This is a genomic window from Pseudidiomarina mangrovi, assembly GCF_003999375.1.
GTDB lineage: Bacteria > Pseudomonadota > Gammaproteobacteria > Enterobacterales > Alteromonadaceae > Pseudidiomarina > Pseudidiomarina mangrovi.
The window spans coordinates 26231-49173 of the sequence record NZ_RJLC01000009.1 but is presented as its reverse complement, the minus strand read 5'-3'; the positions used below and the strand labels follow the sequence as shown (position 1 = coordinate 49173).

The 22943-nt window shown below is 51.1% G+C and carries 18 protein-coding genes and 1 pseudogene; 8 read left to right on the top strand and 11 right to left on the bottom strand.

Annotated features, from left to right (window positions below; translation table 11 throughout):
* Positions 1–105: 105 nt before the first annotated feature.
* Entirely contained in the window at positions 106–1455 is a 1350-nt protein-coding gene (gene tolC / locus EFO84_RS03140) for an outer membrane channel protein TolC (protein WP_127346622.1), read from the top strand.
* Positions 1452–2384: an LpxL/LpxP family Kdo(2)-lipid IV(A) lauroyl/palmitoleoyl acyltransferase gene (lpxL, locus tag EFO84_RS03135; protein ID WP_127346621.1), complete on the top strand. Its 933-nt coding sequence runs from the start codon at positions 1452–1454 to the stop codon at positions 2382–2384. The genes tolC and lpxL overlap by 4 nt, the downstream gene beginning before the upstream one ends.
* Here lpxL and glnE read toward each other — a convergent pair.
* Positions 2381–5125 (bottom strand): annotated as a pseudogene (gene glnE / locus EFO84_RS03130) (bifunctional [glutamate--ammonia ligase]-adenylyl-L-tyrosine phosphorylase/[glutamate--ammonia-ligase] adenylyltransferase); the annotation flags it as partial. The gene lpxL and the pseudogene glnE sit on opposite strands and share 4 nt — an antisense overlap.
* A gap of 18 nt (positions 5126–5143) precedes the next feature.
* Entirely contained in the window at positions 5144–6634 is a 1491-nt protein-coding gene (locus tag EFO84_RS03125) for a CYTH domain-containing protein (RefSeq protein WP_127346619.1), read from the bottom strand.
* A 228-nt stretch (positions 6635–6862) separates the two neighbouring features.
* Here EFO84_RS03125 and putA point away from each other — a divergent pair, with 228 nt between their 5' ends.
* A complete protein-coding gene (gene putA / locus EFO84_RS03120; protein ID WP_127346618.1) occupies positions 6863–10027 on the top strand; it encodes a bifunctional proline dehydrogenase/L-glutamate gamma-semialdehyde dehydrogenase PutA in 3165 nt (1054 codons plus the stop codon).
* On the opposite strand, the gene EFO84_RS03115 is transcribed toward putA, so the two are convergent.
* From EFO84_RS03115 to EFO84_RS03105, 3 genes are all read right to left on the bottom strand, one after another.
* Positions 10024–11799, bottom strand: coding sequence for an acyl-CoA dehydrogenase C-terminal domain-containing protein (locus EFO84_RS03115; protein WP_127346617.1), 1776 nt, complete (start codon positions 11797–11799; stop codon positions 10024–10026). The two genes, putA and EFO84_RS03115, sit on opposite strands and share 4 nt — an antisense overlap.
* Before the next feature lie 62 nt (positions 11800–11861).
* Positions 11862–12557 (bottom strand): general secretion pathway protein GspB, encoded by a 696-nt coding sequence (locus tag EFO84_RS03110; RefSeq protein ID WP_127346616.1) that lies wholly within the window; start codon positions 12555–12557, stop codon positions 11862–11864.
* Positions 12558–12563: 6 nt separating this feature from the next.
* Positions 12564–14021: an ExeA family protein gene (locus EFO84_RS03105; RefSeq protein WP_240642634.1), complete on the bottom strand. Its 1458-nt coding sequence runs from the start codon at positions 14019–14021 to the stop codon at positions 12564–12566.
* A 100-nt stretch (positions 14022–14121) separates the two neighbouring features.
* Between EFO84_RS03105 and EFO84_RS11865 the strand changes: the two genes are divergently transcribed.
* Positions 14122–15228 carry a tRNA nucleotidyltransferase/poly(A) polymerase-related protein gene (locus tag EFO84_RS11865; RefSeq protein WP_127346615.1) on the top strand — a complete coding sequence of 369 codons (1107 nt, stop codon included), beginning with the start codon at positions 14122–14124 and terminating at the stop codon, positions 15226–15228.
* Positions 15229–15237: 9 nt separating this feature from the next.
* Here EFO84_RS11865 and EFO84_RS03095 read toward each other — a convergent pair whose 3' ends face one another.
* Genes EFO84_RS03095 through folB form a run of 3 tightly spaced genes read right to left on the bottom strand, consistent with a single transcriptional unit; the run spans position 15238 to position 16920 of the window.
* Positions 15238–16044, bottom strand: coding sequence for an undecaprenyl-diphosphate phosphatase (locus tag EFO84_RS03095; protein WP_127346614.1), 807 nt, complete (start codon positions 16042–16044; stop codon positions 15238–15240).
* A complete protein-coding gene (gene folK, locus EFO84_RS03090) occupies positions 16041–16568 on the bottom strand; it encodes a 2-amino-4-hydroxy-6-hydroxymethyldihydropteridine diphosphokinase (protein WP_127346613.1) in 528 nt (175 codons plus the stop codon). The genes EFO84_RS03095 and folK overlap by 4 nt, the downstream gene beginning before the upstream one ends.
* Before the next feature lies 1 nt (position 16569).
* Positions 16570–16920: a dihydroneopterin aldolase gene (folB, locus tag EFO84_RS03085; RefSeq protein WP_127346612.1), complete on the bottom strand. Its 351-nt coding sequence runs from the start codon at positions 16918–16920 to the stop codon at positions 16570–16572.
* A gap of 95 nt (positions 16921–17015) precedes the next feature.
* On the opposite strand from folB, the gene plsY reads away from it, so the two are divergent.
* The gene (plsY, locus tag EFO84_RS03080) at positions 17016–17606 is read left to right on the top strand and encodes a glycerol-3-phosphate 1-O-acyltransferase PlsY (protein WP_127346611.1); all 591 of its coding nucleotides are present in this window, start codon (positions 17016–17018) and stop codon (positions 17604–17606) included.
* Here plsY and tsaD read toward each other — a convergent pair.
* From tsaD to EFO84_RS03065, 3 genes are read right to left on the bottom strand one after another with little or no spacing between them, the layout of a single operon-like run.
* A complete protein-coding gene (gene tsaD / locus EFO84_RS03075; RefSeq protein ID WP_127346610.1) occupies positions 17590–18609 on the bottom strand; it encodes a tRNA (adenosine(37)-N6)-threonylcarbamoyltransferase complex transferase subunit TsaD in 1020 nt (339 codons plus the stop codon). The two genes, plsY and tsaD, sit on opposite strands and share 17 nt — an antisense overlap.
* Before the next feature lie 39 nt (positions 18610–18648).
* Positions 18649–19767: a PilT/PilU family type 4a pilus ATPase gene (locus tag EFO84_RS03070; protein ID WP_431355315.1), complete on the bottom strand. Its 1119-nt coding sequence runs from the start codon at positions 19765–19767 to the stop codon at positions 18649–18651.
* Positions 19768–19788: 21 nt separating this feature from the next.
* Positions 19789–20826, bottom strand: a complete 1038-nt coding sequence (locus EFO84_RS03065) for a type IV pilus twitching motility protein PilT (RefSeq protein WP_127346609.1) — start codon at positions 20824–20826, stop codon at positions 19789–19791.
* 48 nt (positions 20827–20874) lie between these two features.
* On the opposite strand from EFO84_RS03065, the gene EFO84_RS03060 reads away from it, so the two are divergent.
* From EFO84_RS03060 to EFO84_RS03050, 3 genes are read left to right on the top strand one after another with little or no spacing between them, the layout of a single operon-like run.
* Positions 20875–21588: a YggS family pyridoxal phosphate-dependent enzyme gene (locus EFO84_RS03060; protein ID WP_127346643.1), complete on the top strand. Its 714-nt coding sequence runs from the start codon at positions 20875–20877 to the stop codon at positions 21586–21588.
* On the top strand, positions 21585–22409 hold the full coding sequence (gene proC, locus EFO84_RS03055) for a pyrroline-5-carboxylate reductase (protein WP_127346608.1): 825 nt from the start codon (positions 21585–21587) through the stop codon (positions 22407–22409). The genes EFO84_RS03060 and proC overlap by 4 nt, the downstream gene beginning before the upstream one ends.
* A 9-nt stretch (positions 22410–22418) precedes the next feature.
* A complete protein-coding gene (locus EFO84_RS03050) occupies positions 22419–22943 on the top strand; it encodes a YggT family protein (RefSeq protein WP_127346607.1) in 525 nt (174 codons plus the stop codon).

Genomic DNA, 22943 nt, shown 5'->3' with positions numbered 1-22943 from the left:
AACCCAAATGCAGAGTAAACTAGTATTCATTCAGTTGTGTATGTAAAATGATTGCACAGCGTTTTGCAATCCATTGCTTATTGATTATTCAGGAACCCTATTACCATGAAAAAGCACGTTTTATCAGCTCTTATAGGTTTGACCTTTGCTGCCAGCACCAATGTCGCATTCGCAGACGACCTGGCGCAGGTGTTTCAATTAGCCCTGCAAAACGACCCAACACTGCAGCGTGTCGACGCTGAGCGCCGCGCCGCCCAACGCGGCATTGACATTACCAAAGCAGGTTTTTGGCCGCAAATCGGCTTCTCTGCTGGCTATGAACGCAATCAATCAGAGCGTGGTCAATTTGTTGCTGCCGACCAGTTCACCATCATTGATTCCACCTCACGCGGCTGGAGTGCTGGGGTAAATCTCAGCCAAACCGTGTTTGATATGAACGTTTGGGACAACGCGGACATTTCTGAGAAACAAGCCTATCAAGCTGAAGTTAACTACTTAAGTGAACGTCAGCAGTTGATGCTACGCGTGGTTAATGCGTATTTCACCGTGCTTGAGCGTCAAGATGACCTTGAGTTTGCCGAAGCTGAGAAAAAGGCTATTGAGCGTCAGCTCGAGCAAACCAAACAACGTTTTTCAGTCGGTTTGACCGCTATTACCGATGTGCATGAAGCGCAAGCGCAATTTGATAATGCCGTAGCGCGTGAGATTCAAGCGCGCAACGCCATCGAAATCGCACAAGAGAGCTTACGCGAAATCACCGGTCGCTATCACCAAGATTTGTCACGCTTAGATACAGCTAAGTTTGCGCCGCAATCTCCGCAACCTAGCGAAGCACAAAGCTGGGTGACTACCGCTGAAGATAAGAATCTACAGTTGCTGGTGCAGCGTGTTGCTGTCGAAATCGCCGACCAACGTATCGACGTAGCGCGCAATGGTCACCTGCCGAAAGTATCACTGTCAGCCAGCTATAACACCAGCGACGGGCGCTCTGAGTCGGGCGGTATTGTGAACAATTCGCCACGTTTAGATGGTAACTCAATTGGCTTGGAACTCACCGTACCGATTTTCAGTGGTTTTCGTACCAGCTCACAAATCGACCAAGCGCGTGAGAACTTTGTTGCCAGCAGTCAGCAATTAGAATTTGTGCGCCGCAACGTTGAACGTAATGTGCGTAGCTCTTTTTACGACGTAGTAGCCTCAGTTGCCACCATTAAAGCCTTGGAGCAAGCGGTGATCTCAGCCGAAAGCGCGTTGAAAGCCACGCAAACTGGTTTTGAAGTGGGCACTCGGACCATCGTTGACGTGCTAGATAGCACGCGCAACCTGTTCAATGCGCGCCGTAATCTATCAACAGCTCGCTATGGCTACATTCGCCAGTATTTGAACCTCAAACAGGCTTCTGGGCAGATCACTGAACAAGACCTGGTAGCGATTAACGCAAGCCTGACCCGATGAATGTTATTGAAAAACCAAAGTTCGAGCCTAGGTTTTTACTGCCAAAATATTGGCTGACCTGGCTCGGCGCTGGCTTTTTATATCTGATATCGTGGTTACCCTACCGCTGGCAGTTGGCTCTTGGGCGAACTGTCGGTCGGCTGTTTTATCGCTTTGTTCCCAAGCGAGCGGCTATCGCTCGGCGCAACCTCGAATTATGCTTTCCAGATAAATCAGCCGAGAGCATCGAAGCCTTAGTTAAAACCAATATGGAAAATACCGGTATTGCTTTTTTCGAAACCGGTATGGCATGGTGGTGGCCGAACTGGCGCATCCGCCGCAAATTGCATGTACATGGTGCTGAACATATTCATGCGCCGCTGCAGCAAGGCCAAGGCGTACTGATGCTGTTGTTCCATTTTCTCAGTCTCGAGTTGCACGCCCGTATGCATGGTTTTGTGCAACCCGCGGTGGGCTTATATCGGCCGCACAACAATGCGGTGATGGAATTTCTGCAAACTCGTGGGCGTAATCGTTCGAACAAATACATGATCCCGCGCACCGATGTACGCAGTATGCTGCAAGCCCTGAATCAGGGCGATATTGCTGGTTATTTGCCTGACCAAGATTACGGTCGCAAACGCACCGTATTCGCACCATTCTTTGCCGTTGCTGAGGCGAGCACCACCACCGGTACCCTGTTATTTGCTGGCAACGCCAATTGCGCAGTGGTTCCTACCACCTGCTTACGACGTGCTGATGGTAGTGGCTACGACATTCACTTTTATCCGCAGTTTGACAACTTTCCCACCGGCGATGATGTCGCCGATGTTACGCGGGTGAATAAAATGGTGGAGTTTGCGATTAATCAAGCGCCAGAACAGTACATGTGGGTGCATCGTCGCTTTAAAACCCGTCCTAATCTTGATGATCCCGACTTGTATCGCTAAAAACTTGTATCGCTAAAAAACTGCTGCCATAACTGCTGCACCGCCGCACGCTCGGCGGTAAACGCTTTGCTGGTCAACGCCGCTTGGTTATCTAGCGCTAAGCGGTGCACCTCGCCACGATAGGCTAAATATGCCTGCATTAATTGCTGTGCCGCAGCGGCAGTCAATAGCTGGCATTGTGCCGCCTGCTCTAAAATGCGAATGTTATCGGTGTAGGTGGCCAATTGCGGGTACTGCGCACTGAAACGCAACACTAAATATTGCACCAAAAATTCAATATCGGTAATTCCGCCGACACCTTGCTTCAAATCAAACTGGTCCGCCCGACTCTGCAACAGGTGTTCACGCATTTTACTGCGCATCTGTAACACCTCAGTACGCAGAAGCTGCTGATCGCGTTGTTGTTGCAATAACTCACCGCGAATATCTCGTAAACGCTGTTGCATGCTCACCGAGCCATACACCGGACGGGCTCTCACCAATGCCTGCAATTCCCAGGTCCAAGCATCTTGCTGTAGGTAACTGGCGTAAGTCGATAGTCGCGTCACCATCAGCCCTGATTTACCATCGGGACGTAAGCGCAAATCGATATCGTACAAGGTACCAATCATGGTTTTGGTGGTAAAAATATGCAGAACCCGTTGCGCTAAGCGAAGGTAAAACTGCTGAACTTCTAGCGGACGAGCGCCATTGGTTTCCAATTCATAGTCAGCATCACTGATAAATACTAAATCCAGATCAGAGCCATAGCCTAACTCTAAGCCACCGAGTTTACCGTAGGCCATCACCGCAAACCCGGTATCGGTGACATCTCGTCCCGGCGGTGCACCATGCTTCTCGACCAATTGCTGCCAGGCTAATGACACGACCCGCGCAATCATTGCCTCGGCCAGATAACTCAAATGATCACTGACTTTCATCAGCGCCAATTGCCCGGTAATATCTGCCGCTGCCACCTTTAACTGCAAAACCTGCCGCGCTTGCCGCAGCGCATTCATTTGCGCTTCTAAGTCGTGCTCATGCTCAGGAATACGCAGCAGATATTCATCCAACAATTGCGGGTATTGCTGAAACTCAGGCAGCTGATACAGCTGTTGCGGCACAATCAATTCATCAAGTAGCAACGGGTAATTAGCCAAGTGATTGCTCAACCACTGACTGGCGCTGCACAGCTTGAGTAACTGCTCGCGGGCACCTTGGTTTTCTAACAGCAGCTCAATGTATGCGGTACGTGAACTAATCTTTTTCAATAATTGCAGTAGTCGCTCCAGCAACAACAGCGGCTGCTCGCTAACGAAGGTACGTTGCAGCAAGATCGGTAGCAGCTTAGCCATGGCTTTGCGACCACGCGGGCCACTGCCACGTTTGCGTAGCTCCTGACGTAGTTGCTGAATTTGCTGCCAAGCCGCCGCGGCGTCTGTTGCACTGAGACCATGTTCAACAATAATGGCTTGGCCCGTGTCATCATCGGTCATGTCTTGCCACAACAACTGCAGCGGACCAATCTCCTCGTCGTCGGTCACTTCGTTACCAATGACCTCACGGAACTGCACATGTACTCGTGCCATCACCTGCTCGACCTGCACCAGCAGTTGCGGCCAAGTGCTGCCCATTGCCTGCGCCACACGCTGCTGATTCAAACTATCGGTGGGTAAGGTTTGGGTTTGCTGGTCATCAATTTGTTGTAGCACGTGCTCAAGTTTACGCAGAAAACCGTAGCTCTCGAGTAACTCGTCGACGACTTGCGCACTTAATAACTCCAGTTCGCTAATGGCGGCATAGGCCTGATAAAGCGATTGGGTTTGCAGTTGGCGCTGCTGCCCACCACGGATCAACTGAAAAACTTGCGCAATGAATTCAATTTCACGAATACCGCCAGCACCCAGTTTAATATTGTAGCGTTGGCCGAGCCGTTTACTCTCTTGGGTAATCAGCTGTTTCATGGTGCGCAGTGAATCGATGGCGGAAAAATCGATATAGCGCCGATACACAAAAGGTCGTAATAAGCTATGCAGCTCCTGCTGTTGCTGACTGGTGGCGCCAATTAAGCGGGCTTTCACCATCGCATAGCGCTCCCAGTCGCGACCCTGCTCTTGGTAGTAGTACTCAAGCGCCGCCAGACTGGCTACTAAAGGGCCAGATTGACCAAACGGACGCAAGCGCAAATCAACTCGGAATACACGACCATCAGCAGTCACAGTATCTAATAGCGCGACCAATGCCTGTGCTAAACGTGTGAAGAACACGCTGTTTTCAATTGGCTTGCGGGCATGATCAGTCTCGCCCTGTTGCGCATAGCAGAAGATCAAATCAATATCCGAGGAGAAGTTAAGCTCGCCGCCACCGAGTTTGCCCATACCAATCACGGCCAGCTGTTGTGGCTCACCTTGCTCATCACGCGGGCAACCAAAGCGCTCAACAAAGCGCGGGAGTAGCCATTGCTGGGCGGCAATAATAAACGCATCAGCAGACTCTGTTAGATGCCTTAAGGCCTGCTCTAACGGCAACCAACCGAGCAAATCAGCCGCAGCAATTTCAGCATACCAGCGCTGTCGCCACCAGCGTAATTGCTGCTGCGCACTGGTGTCATCGTTGCAGCCAGCAAGCGCCGCGGTTAATTGCGGCAAGTAGCTATGGGTGTTAGTGATGGTGCCGTGTTGCTGCAATTGCTGCAGGGCGTCGGGCTGCTGTTGCAGCACCCGTTCAATAAACGGACTGACCTGACATAACCAGTCCTGTTGTGCCAGCGTCAAGGTCATTTAAGCTTCCCAGTATGGGTCTTGCTTTAAGGCTGCGCGGCGCGAATGTTCTAGGGCATACAGCAATGATTCTAATTGCACGGTCTGCCAATTCAAAAGGCGGTCGGTGTTCACTTCATCAGTGTCTTTGATGGCCTCACGCAATAATTTCAGCGCCATAATTTCGCGAATACCACGCACCATGTCCAACCACGGCGCACGAAAAGCTTCGCGGTCGTCGGCATCAAACAGATAGCCCAAACAGTAACCCAGTTGCAGTGAGCCTTGTAACACCGGTAAATGCTTCAAATAGTGCTCAGGGCGCAGTTCATCCTGACGGTTGAACAAAGTGATCACTTGCTGCCAATCGTCACGCAAGCGCTGCGTCGCCCACGGTTTCAGCGCTAGTTCCATGAGCTCTGGATGACGCGGCTGTTGCTGGCAGAGTTCGCCGAGTTCCAACAAGGTCAGCTGATAATCATCGCGTTTACTGAGATTTTGTACCAGTTCAAGCTGTACCGCATGTTGCTGCTGCTCGACAATGTAGTCATAGAGCTTTTGATGCTCAGATAAAGCACGATGATAAGCACCATCGTCAGCGGTCAGCTCGGTTAAGCCATCGTAGCGACTCAACCAACCGAGGTGGCCGAGCATTTGCTCTAGCCGCACAATGTGATCATTCACATCTAGTTCCAACGCTGCGAGTTGCTGCAGCACCACCTTGCATAAGCGAATGCCATCGGTGATCCCGGCGACGGCGCGCACCGAGGGCGTTTCATTGAGGCAGGCATCGTGGTGCTGCCAAAACTGTAAGCCATAGGTCAGGGCGCGATACAAGCCTTGACCGACGTTGTCGCCATGCAGTTGTTCAACGAATTCGGTTTGTGGCCACGGTTCCAAAGTGGTTTTACCAGCTAGTAGGTAACCCCGTGCCGCTTTACTGAGCGTACCGGTGCGGGCATGCACACGAGTGATAAAGCGCCGTGCCATTTTATAAGCATCAGTCAGTTCACCACCCTGCACTTCCAGTTCGATCTCGGCGATACCACGTTGCTGATCACCGACTTTGATCAGGCCTTGATCAAAGGCTAATTCAATGACCCCATCCTGACTCGGAATTCGCCAACAAGTGCGGGTAAAATCGGTACTGAATATTTCCTGTAAATCGGCTTGTAGTTCAAAAGCTGGAAAGTCATCCGGCCAAATATCTTGGCTGAACAGACTGAGGTCTGGACGCTCTTGTTCAATGGGCACATTAAATTCTGGCCGACTGTGCAAGCCACCCATCACCGCACCAGCTAATTTGACCGTTTGTTCTAACTGGTCACCACGGCGACGGATGCGTAAGCCAATACCGGCCTGACGCAAGCGCAGGTCGGCCGTATCAAAATAGCGATTGGACAGTTCCATCTGTTCACCATCAAGATCCTTGGCCAGCTGCTGGCAGAGTTTTAAAACCTGCTCAGCTTGGCTGCTATCAACCAGCAATTTCAATTCCGCTTCTTGGCTCACAACGGGTCCTTTTGAGGTGTAAATTTCATGTTCCATACGGTACTCGCAGGAACTCAACGGGTCAACTGAAATGGGCTTGACAGTGCTGCGCAAAAAATGCACCGTGGGCGCGTTGAATAGAACTGCGAAATTTTGTTCAAACGGGCTTTACGCGCGCTAAAAAAGCCCTATACTTGCGCGCAAAATCTATCCTCTGCAGCCTGCCGGCTGAGTCTTTCAGGAGATGCTATGTTCAATGCGAGTGACGTACTTGCAACGCAGTACACCGGAGCCGACCTAGCTCGACTTCAACGCGCCATCACCGATAATTATATGGTCGATGAAGACGCCTATCTAGAACAACTACTTACCCTAGTTCCTAGCGATGACGAGACGGTTAAAGCAGTGACTGCTGAGGCCGCCAACTTGGTCAACCAAGTGCGTGAGCGTGCCCACAACGGTGGTATTGAAGCATTCTTACAAGAATACAGCTTAGATACCAAAGAAGGCATCATCCTGATGTGTTTAGCTGAAGCGCTGCTGCGTATTCCCGATAGCGCCACGGCCGATGCCCTGATTCAAGATCGCTTGTCTGGTGGTGATTGGCAAAAGCACATGGGTCAAAGCTCATCGTGGTTGGTGAACTCAGGCTCGTGGAGCCTTGCGCTGACCAATGGCATGATTAACCCCGATGGCCAACCCATGGCGACACCACGCGGCGTATTTCGCCGTTTAGTGAAGCGCGTGGGTATGCCGGTGGTGCGTCAAGCAACCTATACCGCGATGAAAATCATGGGCTCCCAGTTTGTGCTCGGGCGCACCATTGAAGAAGCATTGAAAAATAGCATCAAAAACCGCGATAAGGGCTATACCCACTCTTACGATATGCTCGGTGAAGCAGCGTTAACCATGGCTGATGCCAAGCGTTACCATGCTGACTACGTCAACTCGATCCAGGTAGTCGCGAAGCAAAACTTCAATAACCCGAAAGCACCGCGGCCCACTATTTCTATCAAGCTATCGGCGCTGCATCCGCGCTATGACACCGCCAATAAAGCGCGGGTCATGGAAGAGCTCTACAGCAGTGTGTTAGAGCTGGTTAAATTAGCCAAGCAAGCTAACGTTGGCGTGAGTATCGATGCCGAAGAAGCCGACCGCTTAGAGCTATCGTTAGAACTGTTTGAAAAGATTTATCGGAGCGGCGTCACCAAAGGCTGGCCGTTATTTGGCTTAGTGGTACAAGCCTACTCAAAACGCGCGTTGCCGGTGCTGTGCTGGATCACCGCTTTGGCCCGTGACTGCGGTGATGAGATCCCGGTGCGTTTAGTGAAAGGTGCTTATTGGGATACTGAAATCAAGCATTCTCAGGTGCACGGTTTACCGGCTTATCCGGTATTCACCCGTAAAGCTAACACCGACTTATCGTATTTAGCCTGTGCGCATTTCTTACTGAGCAGTGCCACCGATGGCGCGATTTACCCGCAGTTTGCTACCCACAATGCGCAAACCGTAGTGGCTATTATGAATTTGAACAAGCAGCAACGGGCACTCGAGTTCCAGCGTCTGCACGGCATGGGTCATGACTTGTACGATACCCTGCTGGAGCAACAGCCGAATACCACGGTGCGCATTTACGCCCCGGTCGGTGCGCATAAAGACTTGCTACCCTACCTGGTGCGCCGCTTGCTTGAAAACGGTGCTAACACCTCGTTTGTGCATAAGTTAGTGGACCCGAATACGCCGGTAGACGAACTCATTCAGCACCCGCTCAGCACGGTTGCCAACTACCCTACTTTCTACAACAGCAAAATACCGCTGCCGTCGCAGATTTTCAGCGACCGTAAAAACTCGTTAGGATTGAACATGAACATTCACTCACAAGCAGATGATTTCTTTGCCGCGGTTCAACAATACACCGACAGCCAATGGCATGGTGGCCCCATCGTCAATGGTGATGTGATTGATGCGCATCACCAAGTAGCGATTCATAGCCCACAAAACATGAGCCGTCATATCGGAACTATGTGTTTTGCCGATAAAGCCTTGGCTGAACAAGCCTTGCAAAGCGCCAACGCGGCTTTCCGCCGCTGGCGTGATACCGATGTTGAAGTACGTGCAGCAGCACTCGACAAACTAGCTGACCTGCTCGAAGCGAATCGTAACGAGCTGATCGCTTTATGTACGCTTGAAGCCGGTAAAACCCTGCAAGACGGCATTGACGAAGTGCGTGAAGCAGTGGATTTCTGCCGCTACTACGCCGGTCAGGCACGTACCTTGATGGGCAAAGAAACCAAGTTACCAGGGCCAACCGGCGAAACCAACGAACTATTCTTGGAAGGCCGCGGTACCTTTATTTGTATCAGCCCATGGAACTTCCCATTAGCCATTTTCTTAGGCCAAGTGGCTGCAGCTCTTGTCACCGGTAACTGCGTAATCGCTAAACCAGCAGAACAGACTGGCTTTATCGCCTTCCGTGCTGTGCAGTTGGCTTTAGAGGCTGGTATCCCAGGCGATGTGTTGCATTTCATTCCAGGTAGCGGCGCTGAAGTTGGCTCGTTCTTGGTGTCACAAGAAGAAATCGGTGGCGTGTGCTTTACCGGTTCAACCTATACCGCACAGGCCATTAACCGCGCACTGGCCGCACGCACTCGTGCCATTGTGCCATTGATTGCCGAAACAGGCGGTCAAAACGCCATGTTGATCGATTCCACTGCACTACCTGAGCAGGCGGTTACGGACATTGTTGGCAGCGCCTTTAAGAGCGCCGGTCAGCGCTGTTCAGCGTTACGGGTACTGTTCGTGCAAGACGACATCGCCGACCGCGTTATCGACTTGCTAAAAGGTGCTATGGCGGAGTTGAGCGTTGGCGACCCGATGTTGCATGAAACCGATGTGGGCCCAGTGATTGACGGTGTCGCCAAAACCAACCTTGAGCGCCACGTTGCCGACATTACCCAAGCTGGCCGCTTAATTGCTCGCGCTAACATGCCTGAGTACACTGAAGGCGGTATTTTCGTGGCGCCAACCGCCATCGAAATTGACAGCATTCAGCAGTTGGTGAAAGAAAACTTTGGCCCAATTTTGCACGTGATCCGCTACAAAACCGACGAATTGGACCAGGTGATTGAGAGCATCAATAATACTGGCTACGGCTTAACCTTCGGTATTCACAGCCGTAACGAAACCTTCGCGATGGATATTGCGCGCCGCATGGAAGTCGGTAACGTCTATATCAACCGTAACCAAGTCGGTGCTGTGGTTGGCGTGCAGCCGTTCGGTGGCCGTGGTATGTCAGGTACTGGCCCGAAAGCTGGTGGCCCGCACTACCTAACCCGCTTTGTCACCGAGAAAACGCGCACCAACAACATTACTGCTGTTGGTGGCAACGCAACCTTGTTGTCACTGGGCGATTAAAACTCGCCCAGCTCGTGGTCGTACAGTGATGAGCTGCCATCAGCAATGGTGGCAGCCAAACTGTGAATACGCGGCATGATGCGGGCAAAATAGAACCGCGCCGTCTTCACCTTACTACTTAATTGTGGGCGCTCGCCCTGCAATGGCTCGGCAGCTGCAGCCATACGCAACCACATATAGCCATAGCAAACATAACCAACCAAATGTAGATACTCTACCGCCACGCTGTTGATGATGTTCTCATCACTGTGCACTTGGCTCAAAATCTGCTTGGTAACGCGCTCAAGCAATGTCACAGCATCGGCTAACTGCTGATATTCGGAGCTCAGCTGCTGGCTTGGTTGTGCCAACAACGCGGCGATATCGGCCAGTAACGGCTGCAGTAATTTGCCACCCGAACCGGCTATTTTACGCCCTAATAAGTCGAGCGATTGAATACCGTTAGTGCCTTCATAAATCTGCGCAATGCGGCAATCACGCACTAGTTGCTCTTGTCCCCACTCACGCACAAAGCCATGACCACCAAAAATCTGTTGGCCGATAATAGTGGTTTCGAGGCCGGTATCAGTGATAAAGGCCTTAGCCACTGGGGTTAATAGCTGCACTAAATCATCCGCACGCTGACGCTGGGCGTCGTTACCGCTGTATTTGGCAATATCGAGCTGCTGCCCAACATAGGTTGAGAACGCCCGACCGCCTTCCACAAAGGCTTTCATGGTTAACAACATGCGGCGAATATCGCCATGCACAATTAATGGATCCGCTTCTTTGCTGGTCGCTCGAGTAGCTTTTGCGCCGCGCCCTTGCAGACGGTCATTGGCATATTCTAAAGCATTCTGATATGACCGCGCGGCCGCACCAAGACCCTGGATACCCACCCCCAAGCGCTCGTAGTTCATCATAGTAAACATCGCTGCTAAGCCTTTGTGCGGCTCGCCAATCAACCAACCGGTGGCACCATCAAAGTTCATCACACAGGTAGCCGAGGCATGAATCCCCATTTTGTGCTCAATTGAGCCACAGCTCACCGCATTTCGCTGGCCTACGGTACCGTCGGCTTGTGGCAAAAACTTTGGTACCAAGAACAAACTAATGCCTTTAGAGCCAGCCGGGGCATCGGGTAACTTAGCCAACACCAAATGAATAATGTTATCGACTAGGTCGTGCTCGCCGCCGGTGATAAAAATCTTGGTACCGCTGATGTTGAAGCTGCCATCGGCGGCCGGAATCGCTTTACTACGAATAATGCCTAAGTCAGTCCCAGCGTGCGGCTCCGTCAAACACATGGTACCGGTCCACTCACCACTGATCAGTTTCGGTAAGTAAAGGTCTTTAAGGCTATCACTGGCGTGCAAATCGAGCGTCATGATGGCGCCGGCGGTCAAGCCCGGATACAGCGAGAAGGAGATGTCGGCCGAGCAGAGAATTTCTTCGTATTGCGCTGAGATAGACTTCGGCAGACCCATGCCACCGTACTCTGGATTGGCAGTAACGCCAACCCAACCGCCTTCAGCAAGTTGGCGGAAGTTTTCTTTGTAGCCTGCAGGAGTGGTGACCACGCCATCACGAAACTGCACCCCCTCTTCATCGGCAGCACGGGCATTAGGAGCAATTAACCCCTCGGCGAGTTTGGCACTTTCGTCAATGATAGCGACCGCGGTTTCCATATCCAAGTCGGCCAATTGGGCAAACTGGGCCCAATCGTCTTGCACACGAAACACCTCTTGCAGCACAAATTGCATATCTTCACGGGGAACACGATAGTCAGCCATCACAACACCTCTAGCAGTAAATCAAACAGAAGATTTAAACAGGTGTTTTAATAACAGATCTATTAGGGTCTTGTCCAGTCTTCCAAGGCGGGTTGTTGAAAAGCCACCATGTTTCGCGACAGTACCACATGGGTTGGGGTAATTTGCATGATAGTAAGCCCCTGCCAGACTTCGCCTTCTCGTAAGCGTTGACCTGAGAAGGTGACATTGCGGGCGCTATCGCGCGATGAATACTGGTGTGAGTCGTAACTAAAGGATGGGATCTGTTGGCGTAATTCACCGGCTAACTCAGCGATAGCAGGGAGCACCGATTGTTGTGTGGTAAGCGGCTGATCGCTTTTCTGTGCCGCCACAGCCTCTTCAAATGCAGCCAACAGCTCTGGCGATACCTGCTGTAAGTCAATACCTTGCTGCACATCGAGCTGCGGTTGACGCGGTTGTTGGCGTTGCTCGATGGGTTGGGTCACATCAGTACTGACTATTTCCCACTTAGGTGCCTTGATAACCGTGCCACGACCCAGTTCATAGCGCCCAACCGGCTCATCCACAGCCACCGGCAATTGACTGGCCGGCTCGATAGTGCGAGTTGCTCTCGACCACGAGTAATAACTGCTTACCGCCAACACCAACAGCACCAGCACCGCCACCCACCACCATCGTGCCGGTTTACTGGCTGGGGCAGAACTCAACCAAATTGGGGCTGGTTGTTGTAATAACGGTGATGATTGCTCACGCAGCGCTTTTAAAACCGATGACATAACAAGTTATTCCTCTACACGCGACTGAATACGCGGTCCAGTAGTGAGTAATTGGGCACTCAACCATGCCAAGGTTGGACCATCTAACTGCTCGGTGATGGGCAGCCCAGCTTGCACTTGAATGGTGCGTAACTGCAGTGCTAACGATGCACTACTATCGGCGCCAAAGCGCGCTAATCCGCGCGCCAGCCACTGCTGATAAATACTTTCATCAGCATTTAAATAACCCGGTGGTAACTGCCAAAACAACACGTACTCACCGTTCCAGTTGGCATCGGGGGTTGCCGCTGGGTTACTAACCAACTGCATGCTGCCATCGGCAAGCCGCAATAACACGGGGTAATTGATCCGTTGCAGCTGATCAAAGCGCAAGCGCCCTTCTAAACAGCCGAGTTGATAGTCTTCTACCCATTGGCACAGCGGTTGATCAAGCGGCGGCTTGGGTAATTGCCAGCTGCGCGTCAAGGCGAGCAGTGGATCAGTACTAGTCGGTTGTTCGATCTGATGACTTAGCGGCTGGCTCACACTGCTGGTGGAACTGTCACTGGTCGCCAACCATTGTGGTAATTGCCAGCCCACCACCGCTGTGACAGCAAGCAGCGCGGCGATGCCTGTATAGCGCCGCCAAGCTGCGTTTTGACCAGCTGGCGTAGGGCCATCTAATTCTTTACTGGCGAGGCGAATATGCCGTGCCGAGACCACCTGTTGCTGATCATTGTAAGCAGCCAATAGAGCTCTATCACAAAGCAGGTTCAGACGGCGTGGAATACCCTCACTGTATTGATGAACACAGGCGATGGCTTTGCTATCAAATAGTCCGCGTTGAGCTCCGGCCACCTGTAACCGGTAATTAATATAACGTTCAGTATCCGCGGCTTGCAGCGGCAGTAAGTGATAACGCGCGGTGATTCGTTGCGCCAACTGACGTAATTCGCGGCGTCGAAGCAAATCTTGCAGCTCTGGCTGACCAATCAGAATCACGCGTAGTAACTTATCCTGATTAGTCTCTAAGTTGGTTAATAGCCGCAATTGTTCCAGCACTTGCGGTTGTAGGTGCTGCGCCTCATCAATCAGCACCACACACTGCTCACCCTCAGCATGCGCTTTCAAGAGGAACTCGCTGAGCTTATCGGTGAGCTTTTTGTCGGTGATGTTACGCTTTGCGTAGCGAATACCAAACTCATCGCACAATGTCGCCAGCAATTCTTGCTGATTAAGCATGGGGTTAAGAATAAACGCGGTTTTGGTCTGTTCTGGCAGTTGCTCGAGCAAAGCACGAGACACCGTGGTTTTACCGGTACCCACTTCACCGGTAAGCAAAATAAACCCACCACTGCCACGTAAGCCGTAACTTAAGTGCGCCAGCGCCTCCTGATGCCGTTCGCTCAGATACAAAAACTGAGGATCAGGCGCAATCGAAAATGGCGTTGTATGTAAGCCAAAATAATTTAAATACATGCTCATAATAATAACGCGGCTCAATAATCAGATAACTCAGTGTAACGACTGACTTGCATCAGAGCCAGTGATTCGCGATCATCAACGAAATATTTAGGAGCATGCTGTGGAAATTTATCTGGTTGGCGGTGCTGTTCGTGACACCTTGTTGGGCTATCCCGTGCATGAGCGCGATTGGGTAGTTGTGGGTGCGAGCCCAGAAATGATGCTGAACTTGGGCTATCGTCAGGTCGGTAAAGATTTTCCGGTGTTTCTGCATCCGCACAATAACGAGGAATATGCCCTCGCCCGTACCGAGCGCAAAAATGGCCGTGGCTATACCGGGTTTAGCATTGATGCCGACGCCAACGTCACCTTGGAGCAAGATTTACAGCGCCGTGACTTGACCATTAATGCCATAGCACAAGCCCATGATGGCCAACTGATCGACCCCTATGGTGGTCTCGCTGATATCGCTCAGCGCCAACTGCGGCATATCTCACCGGCCTTCGCCGAAGATCCACTGCGCATTCTGCGGCTCGCTCGATTTGCCGCGCGCTTTGCTATTGATGGCTTCACTATTGCTGAGCAAACACTGACACTGATGCGGCAGTTAGCCGCGGCCGATGAATTGGCTGAGTTGAGTTGCGAACGGGTCTGGAAAGAAACTGAACGGGCGCTAGCGACCAGCTCTCCAGTTGTCTATTTTGAAACACTCATTAGCGTTGCTGCGCTTACGCCTTGGTTTGCCGAGTTACAAACTGGCCACGCACAACCCGCATTTATCCGCGCCTTAGTCGCTGCCACGACGCTAACTGACAGCGTGGCTATCCGTTGGGTCGCCGCGGTAAGCACCTTGAACTCAGCAGCAGCGCATGCTCTCAACCAACGCCTGCGGGTGCCCACCGAACTTCAGATACTCACCGAACAAGCCCAACTCATTAGCGTACAGCAACTCGAGCAAGCACCAGCGGAATTGATTTTACAGCATATGAATGGTGCTGATTGCTGGCGTCGACCGCAGCGTTGGCCTCAGTTACTGATGATTTGGCAAGCACAAGGCTTATCAACCAGTCGTGTCCAGGTGTTAAGCCGTGCCATGCAGCAATTACAGACGGTGAAAGCCAGTGATTTGATCGCCTCTGCAGCAGCGGCTGGCCAAGTATTACAAGGCACAGAGGTGGGTCTGCGGGTCAATCAAGAGCGCTTGCGGTTACTGCAACAAGCACTCTAGCGGTTGGCGTTAGATCAGGCCGTAAGCCAACAGCGCAAATAATCCTGCGCCGAGCAATAAGCGGTAGATAACGAACGGTAACATACCCATACGGGCAATAATTTTTAAGAAATAGAAGATACAAACATAGGCTGCTACAAACGACACCAGCACGCCAACCAAAATCGGCTGCCAGCTGACTGGCTCAGCTTGCAGCACGAGTTTTACGCCATTATAGCCGCCCGCCATAATGATCACCGGAATCGATAGTAAAAAGGAAAAACGCGCGGCATCAACTCGCGTTAAGCCCAGTAGCAGGCCAGCAGTCATGGTAATGCCCGAGCGTGACGTACCAGGAATCAGCGCCACAGCTTGTGCTATGCCAATCAATAGCGCCTGTTTCACCGTCAAGGCATGAATACCAGAACGTTCACTGGCCCGCGCATCGGCATACCACAACAGTAAACCAAAGCTGATGGTGGTGGTGGCAATAACCGCCGCTGAACGGCCATAGTTTTCCACCAGCCCACTGCCGAGCAAACCAGCTAAACCGGCAGGAATAGTTGCCCAAATCAACAACCAAGCGAGCCGACTGTAGGCATTATGCTGACCACGAAATGAACCGACCCAGCCAACCAGTAACTCGCCAATGTCACGGCGATAATACATCATCACTGCTAACAAGGTGCCAACATGAACTGCCACATCAAACGCCAAGCCTTGATCAGCCCAACCGAGTAACTGTGACGGCAAAATTAAATGTGCCGAACTAGAGATCGGCAAAAATTCGGTCAAACCTTGAATAAGCGCCAATACAATGGTTTCGAATAAACTCACGGGCCTACGATCCTTAAATGCGGGAGTACCAAAAATTCAAACTCAAGCGGCTGTATGCGTTGCTGCAATGGGTAATGTGCCCACAACTCGGCATAACGAGTACCTGTTAGCGGGTGTTTTTCTGCCGGCAGAATTTCAGCCAACGGCCACAACACAAAGGCGTTGGTGAGAATTTCATCACGCGGTAAATTTACCGGCTGTTGGCAGACCAAATCATCATACAGCAACATGTCGATATCCAGTGTCCGTGGGCTAAATTTTGCCGCCTCACTGCTATGGCCATGCGCAAGCTCAGTGGCTTTACAAAATTCATGAATCGCTGTGACTGGCTCGTCACAGCTAAATTCGACCACGCAATTATAAAAGTCGTGTCCAACAAAACCGACCGCAGCACTTTCAAATACCCGTGAACAGGTAATAGGCCGTTGTGCCGATGCATAACGATCATGCAGCGCGCGTAGGCCTGCATTAATATGCTGCTGGCGCTGACGGTTACTGCCTAAGCCAAGTACCACTCGTGCCATATTAACGATGACGCTCTATCATCACCGCCACTTGGCGTGCTGCCGCAACAGCTTGGGGCTTGGCGACTTTAACTGATACTTGGGCTACCTTAAAATCGTTCAGCACAATAGCTGCGATGCGCTCTGCCACTGTCTCAATCAACTGCCAGGGTTGACTGGTAATTAACTGCGCGACCGCAGTGCTAACGCGATCATAATCTAACGCATCGCTAATTTGCTCGCTGGCTGCGGCGGGGCGATTATCCCATGCCATGACCAGATCAATGATCAGTGGTTGTGGCTGCTCATGCTCAAAAGCATAAATACCAACCATCGCATCAACCTGTAGCCCTTCAATTATTACCTTATCCATACAAAGACTCGTTGGTGTAATCATGGAAAAAAAAGCGTAATGCACGTATGCTAAGTGGCAGCATAGTAACGGAAACTTAGCTGGAAACAAACTAAATGGGCGCGCTTATCATCCTTGCCATTATTGTCGCTTACCTTATCGGCTCGATTAGCAGTGCGGTATTGGTTTGTCGGCTATTTGGCTTGCCCGACCCGCGGCGCAATGGCTCGAATAATCCAGGCGCTACCAATGTCTACCGATTAGGGGGGCGCTGGCCAGCTTTTCTCACCTTAGCCGGTGATGTTTTAAAAGGCATGGTGCCAGTATGGGCCTCATACTTTCTTGGTATCGAGCCATTTTTCCTCGGCATCATTGGGGTGGCGGCCTGTCTCGGCCACATTTTCCCACTCTACTTCGGCTTTCGTGGCGGTAAAGCAGTGGCAACCGCACTCGGCGCTATGTTTCCGGTCGCGACCGAAATGGCTATCTTGTTGATCATCACCTGGCTGGTGGTGTTCCGACTGAGCCGAGTATCTTCGTTAGCAGCCATCACCACAGTATGCTTTGCACCGTTTTATGCGTATTGGATTAAGCCGCAATATACCGTGCCAACCATTATGATCGCCCTACTCATTCTCTGGCGTCATCAGGCTAATATCGCCCGCCTGCGCAGTGGTGAAGAGCAGTCGTTTAGCAAGAAACGCTAGCGAGTTGATCCAATGGCCAACGTGGCCGCGTGATAATACTTAAGTCGTTTAGCTCACCAGCGCGCAAGCGCTGCGCTCCAGCATAGGCAATCATGGCACCATTATCGGTACAAAACGCTGGGCGCGGGAAATAAACCTTACCACCAATTTTTGCCGCAAACTGCTGCAGTTTTTCTCGCAGTTCGACATTCGCGCTAACTCCACCTGCTACCACTAGACGCTTCAAGCCAGTTTGCTCGAGCGCTCGACGACATTTGATCACTAAGGTATCTACTACCGCATCTTGGAAAGCACGAGCAATATCAGCGCGGGTTTGTGGGTCAGATGGATTTGCCGCAATGGTATTAGCGGCATGGGTTTTCAGCCCACTGAAGGAAAAATCAAGGCCCGGACGATCAGTCATTGGCCGCGGGAATTGATACTGTTGCGGCCGGCCCGTAGCAGCCATAGCCGCTAGGCGTGGCCCGCCTGGATAATCTAAACCCATCAACTTAGCGGTTTTATCAAAGGCTTCACCAGCGGCATCATCAATAGATTCGCCGAGCATCTCATAGCGACCAATACCGTCTACCCGAACCAATTGGGTGTGACCACCCGATACCAATAGCGCGATAAACGGAAATTCTGGTACATCATCTTCTAGCATGGGGGCCAATAAGTGGCCTTCCATATGATGCACACCCAGTGCCGGAATGCCTAAGCCAAAGGCCATGCTGCGGCCGACACAAGCGCCAACCAATAAGGCGCCCACCAAGCCCGGCCCGGCGGTGTAGGCGATGCCATCTAAGTCGGTCGTTTTGAGCTCGGCTTGTTTGAGCGCAGCAGCGATAAGTGGCAGAATTTTGCGGACATGGTCACGCGATGCCAGCTCTGGCACCACGCCACCGTAATCGGCATGCAGCTTCACTTGAGAATACAGCTGATGGGCCAATAAGCCGCGCTCTGTATGATAAATCGCGATGCCGGTTTCATCGCACGAGGTTTCAATGCCTAACACATGCATGCCGCTCTCCTTCAATTCGAGCGGCTATTCTACTGAGTTTTATTCCAGATCAACAGTAGCACTGCTCAATGCACTGGGGCCATCATCGACGGCATCGCCACTCAGTTTGATCCGCAAGCGTAAATCGTTGGGTGAATCGGCGTGTCGTAATGCATTTTCAAGGGTAATTTGTTCGGCTTTGTACAAGTCGAACAGCGCTTGGTCAAAGGTTTGCATACCCAGCTCGCGGGAGCGCGACATGATATCTTTGATTTCACCCATGTCATGGGTGGCAATTTTTTCAGCAATAATAGGGCTATTCAACAGTACTTCAAATGCAGCGGCACGACCGCCATTTTTCTTCGGCACCAATTGCTGCGCCACAATGCCACGTAAATTCAATGACAGGTCAAACATCAACTTATGGACTTTGTCGGCCGGTACTAACTGCGCAATACGCTCAATCGCCTGGTTGGCGTTGTTGGCGTGCAATGTCGCAACACAGAAGTGACCGGTTTCGGCAAAGGTTAGGGCGTACTCCATGACTTCTTGTGAGCGAATTTCACCCACCAGAATCACATCAGGTGCTTGCCGTAGCGAACTTTTCAGGGCGGCTTCGAAAGACTCCGTATCAGTGCCTACTTCGCGCTGCGTGACCATACACTGGCCATGTTCATGAACAAATTCAACCGGGTCCTCAATGGTTAAGATGTGCCCCTTGCTATTGTGGTTGCGATGGCCAATCAGTGCCGCCAAGCTGGTCGACTTACCGGTGCCTGTGCCACCGACGACCAGCATCAAACCACGTTTGCTCATGATCAAGTCGACTAAGATTTTCGGCAGTTTGAGCTGCTCTACGGTGGGGATTTCGGTGACAATTCGACGCACCACCATACCGGCGCGTTCACGTTGCCAAAAGGCACTCACACGGAAGCGCCCGATGCCCTCACGAAAAATCGCAAAGTTCGCCTCTTTATGCGTCATGTACTCATCTAAATGCGCTTCACCAAGTGCTTCCTTGACCACTGCCAATGCGGCGCTGTCACTCAGTTTTTGATCAATCAGCGGAATTAATTCGCCGTCAATTTTTGCACTGGGTGCCAAGCGAGCCGACACAAATAGGTCGGAGCCATTGCGCTCCACCATGGTTTTCAAAAGTTTATCTAAAATCATTGTGATTTCCTCGGCTCTTAGCCTGAGTTACGCAAATGTGTCTTTGTTGGCGGCTTTCCCTTTCGCGTCCAGTTTGGACACCAAGCCCTGATTCACCAAGTTTTGCAAACACTGATCCAGGGTTTGCATACCATGTGCCGCACCGGTCTGAATTGATGAGTACATTTGTGCAATTTTATCTTCGCGAATTAAGTTTTTGATAGCTGGTGTTGCAATCATAATTTCATGCGCTGCAACACGACCGCCACCGACTTTTTTCAACAGTGTTTGTGAGATAACCGCCCGCAATGATTCAGACAACATCGAGCGCACCATCGGCTTCTCATCACCAGGAAACACGTCAACAATACGGTCAATGGTTTTTGGTGCCGAGGTGGTGTGCAAGGTGCCGAACACTAAGTGACCTGTTTCTGCTGCAGTCATCGCTAAGCGAATAGTTTCTAAGTCACGCATCTCGCCCACCAGAATCACATCAGGGTCTTCCCGTAGTGCTGAGCGCAAGGCGTTACTGAAACTATGCGTGTCGCGATGCACTTCGCGCTGGTTGATTAGGCTGCGCTTGTTCTGATGAACAAATTCAATCGGGTCCTCAATGGTCAAAATATGGTGATGCTTGTTCTCATTAATATAATCAATCATCGCCGCCAAGGTAGTTGATTTACCCGAACCAGTTGGCCCGGTTACCAACACCAAACCACGCGGGTTGTCAGAAATAGTGCGGAAGATATCGGGTGCGTTGAGCTGTTCAAGCGTCAACACCGTACTTGGAATAGTCCGTAATACAGCACCAGCACCGCGGTTTTGTACAAATACGTTAACCCGGAAGCGGGCTAAGTCGGGAACTTCAAAGGAGAAGTCAGCCTCTAAGTTCTGCTCATACTCTTTGCGCTGGCGATCGTTCATGATGTCATAAACCAGCTCTTGCACTTGCTTGTGGCTGAGCGCCGGAATATTAATTTTACGGATGTCACCATCAACCCGTATCATAGGTGGCGAATCGGCTGACAAATGCAAATCGGATGATTTGTGTTTGACGGCAAAACTGAGTAATTCGGTAATATCCATACGACTGCCCCGTTTGTGGTTGTAGTAATCAGTGAAGTCTCTTACATGATAAATAGCATAGCTGAACGTTTAACAGAAGTCCGTAGTTCAATCTCAGCGGCCTGTTTGCAGTGTCAACGCGACAGCAATGAGGTTACTTTAATTGCCGTCAGTAAGACCAAACCCAGCGCGGCTATTGCCGCGGCAGTGGCTGCCGGACAGCGCCACTTCGGTGAAAACTATGTGCAGGAAGCACTACAAAAAATTCAGCACTTTGCCAACCATGATGATTTGGTCTGGCATTTTATTGGGCCTATTCAAAGTAATAAGACCCGTGATATTGCCGAGCATTTTAACTGGGTACACAGTGTTGATCGCAGCAAAATAGCGCAGCGCCTGAATCAACAACGGCCAGCACAGCTGCATCCGTTGAACGTGCTGATTCAGGTCAATATCGACGATGAGGATAGCAAAGCTGGGGTGGCACCTGAGCAGGTTGCGGCACTAGCCGCCGAAATAATGCAATTACCTAACCTGGTGCTACGGGGCTTAATGGCTATCCCTCGCCCGCAACCTGACCGTGCGGCACAAACACAGAGCTTAGCGGCTATGCAACGGTTGTTTTTGCGCTTACAGGCCCAATATAGTCAATTAGATACCTTATCGATGGGCATGAGCGACGACCTTGATGTCGCTATTGGGCACGGCGCCACTATGGTACGCATTGGTACCGCTATTTTTGGCCGTCGCGACAGTAATGAACCGAATAGGAGTAGTGAATGACCGCACAACCACGCAATATAGCCTTCATTGGCGCTGGTAATATGACCCAAAGTATTGTCGGCGGCATGGTCCAAAATGGTTATCCAGCCAACTATATCACCGTTAGCAACCCAAGTATGGGCAAGCTTGAGCACCTGCAACAACAATGCGGCGTTTCAATTACCCAAGATAACAATCAAGCTGTGGCAAATGCCGAGGTGGTGGTGCTAGCAGTAAAACCGCAATTAATGGCAGCGGTATGTGAGCAACTAAAGCAGTCAGTGACCAACCTCGGTGACAAATTAATTATTAGTATTGCCGCTGGCATTCGCTTAGCTAAGTATCAACAGTACTTAGCCGCCGATCGAATTATTCGGGTGATGCCTAATACCCCCAGTTTGGTCGGTCAGGGCATGACCGGCTTGGTTACCCAAGCGGCAACCAGCGCTGCTGATCGTGAATTTGCCAGTAGTATTTTCGACCGCGTAGGCAAAACCTTATGGGTTGATGATGAAGACCAAATGGACATTTTGTCAGCATTAGCCGGCAGCGGCCCGGCGTATTTTTTTGAGTTCATGGCCAGCCTACAAAAAGCTGCGGTAGCATTGGGCTTCAACCACCAACAGGCACGTATACTGGTCAATCAGACCGCGCTTGGTGCTGCAACCATGGCGACCGATAGCGAGCTTGAACTACCCGATTTGCGGGCACAAGTAACCAGTAAAGGCGGTTCTACCGCCAAAGGTATTGAAGTTTACCAAGCTGCAGATGTTGATTTTATCTCGGAACAAGCACTGCGAGCGGCCGTTAAACGTAATCAAGAAATGGCGCAACTTTTTTAAGGAATCACCATGGATGCCATGAACTTTCTCATTAACATCGTCTTTGATCTGATGATCATCGTGGTGATTTTACGGCTTTGGTTACAGCTCGTTCGAGCTGATTTCTATAACCCGGTCAGTCAATTTGTGGCGCGCGCCAGCAACCCGCTAGTTCAACCTTTGCGGCGCATTGTACCGATGCTGGGATCATTCGACTTCGCCAGCTTAGTACTTGCTCTACTGTTGGGTGCGGCGAAAATATTGACCTTGAGTGCCGTCAATAGCTTTGCTATGGCGCCATTGCAAATAGCCCTATTCGCTGGGCTTAGTGTTCTAGCGCAGGCGCTTGATTTGATCTTCTGGTTGGTTGTTATACGCGCATTGTTGAGTTGGTTTAGTCGCGGCTACAACCCTATGGAAGCGATTTTACATCAATTAACGGAACCTTTGATGGCACCTATTCGGCGTCTTCTTCCGCCCATGGGAGGTCTCGACTTATCTGCCATGCTGCTGATTATCGCCATTATTTTTGTGCAACGGTTACTGGGATTATAA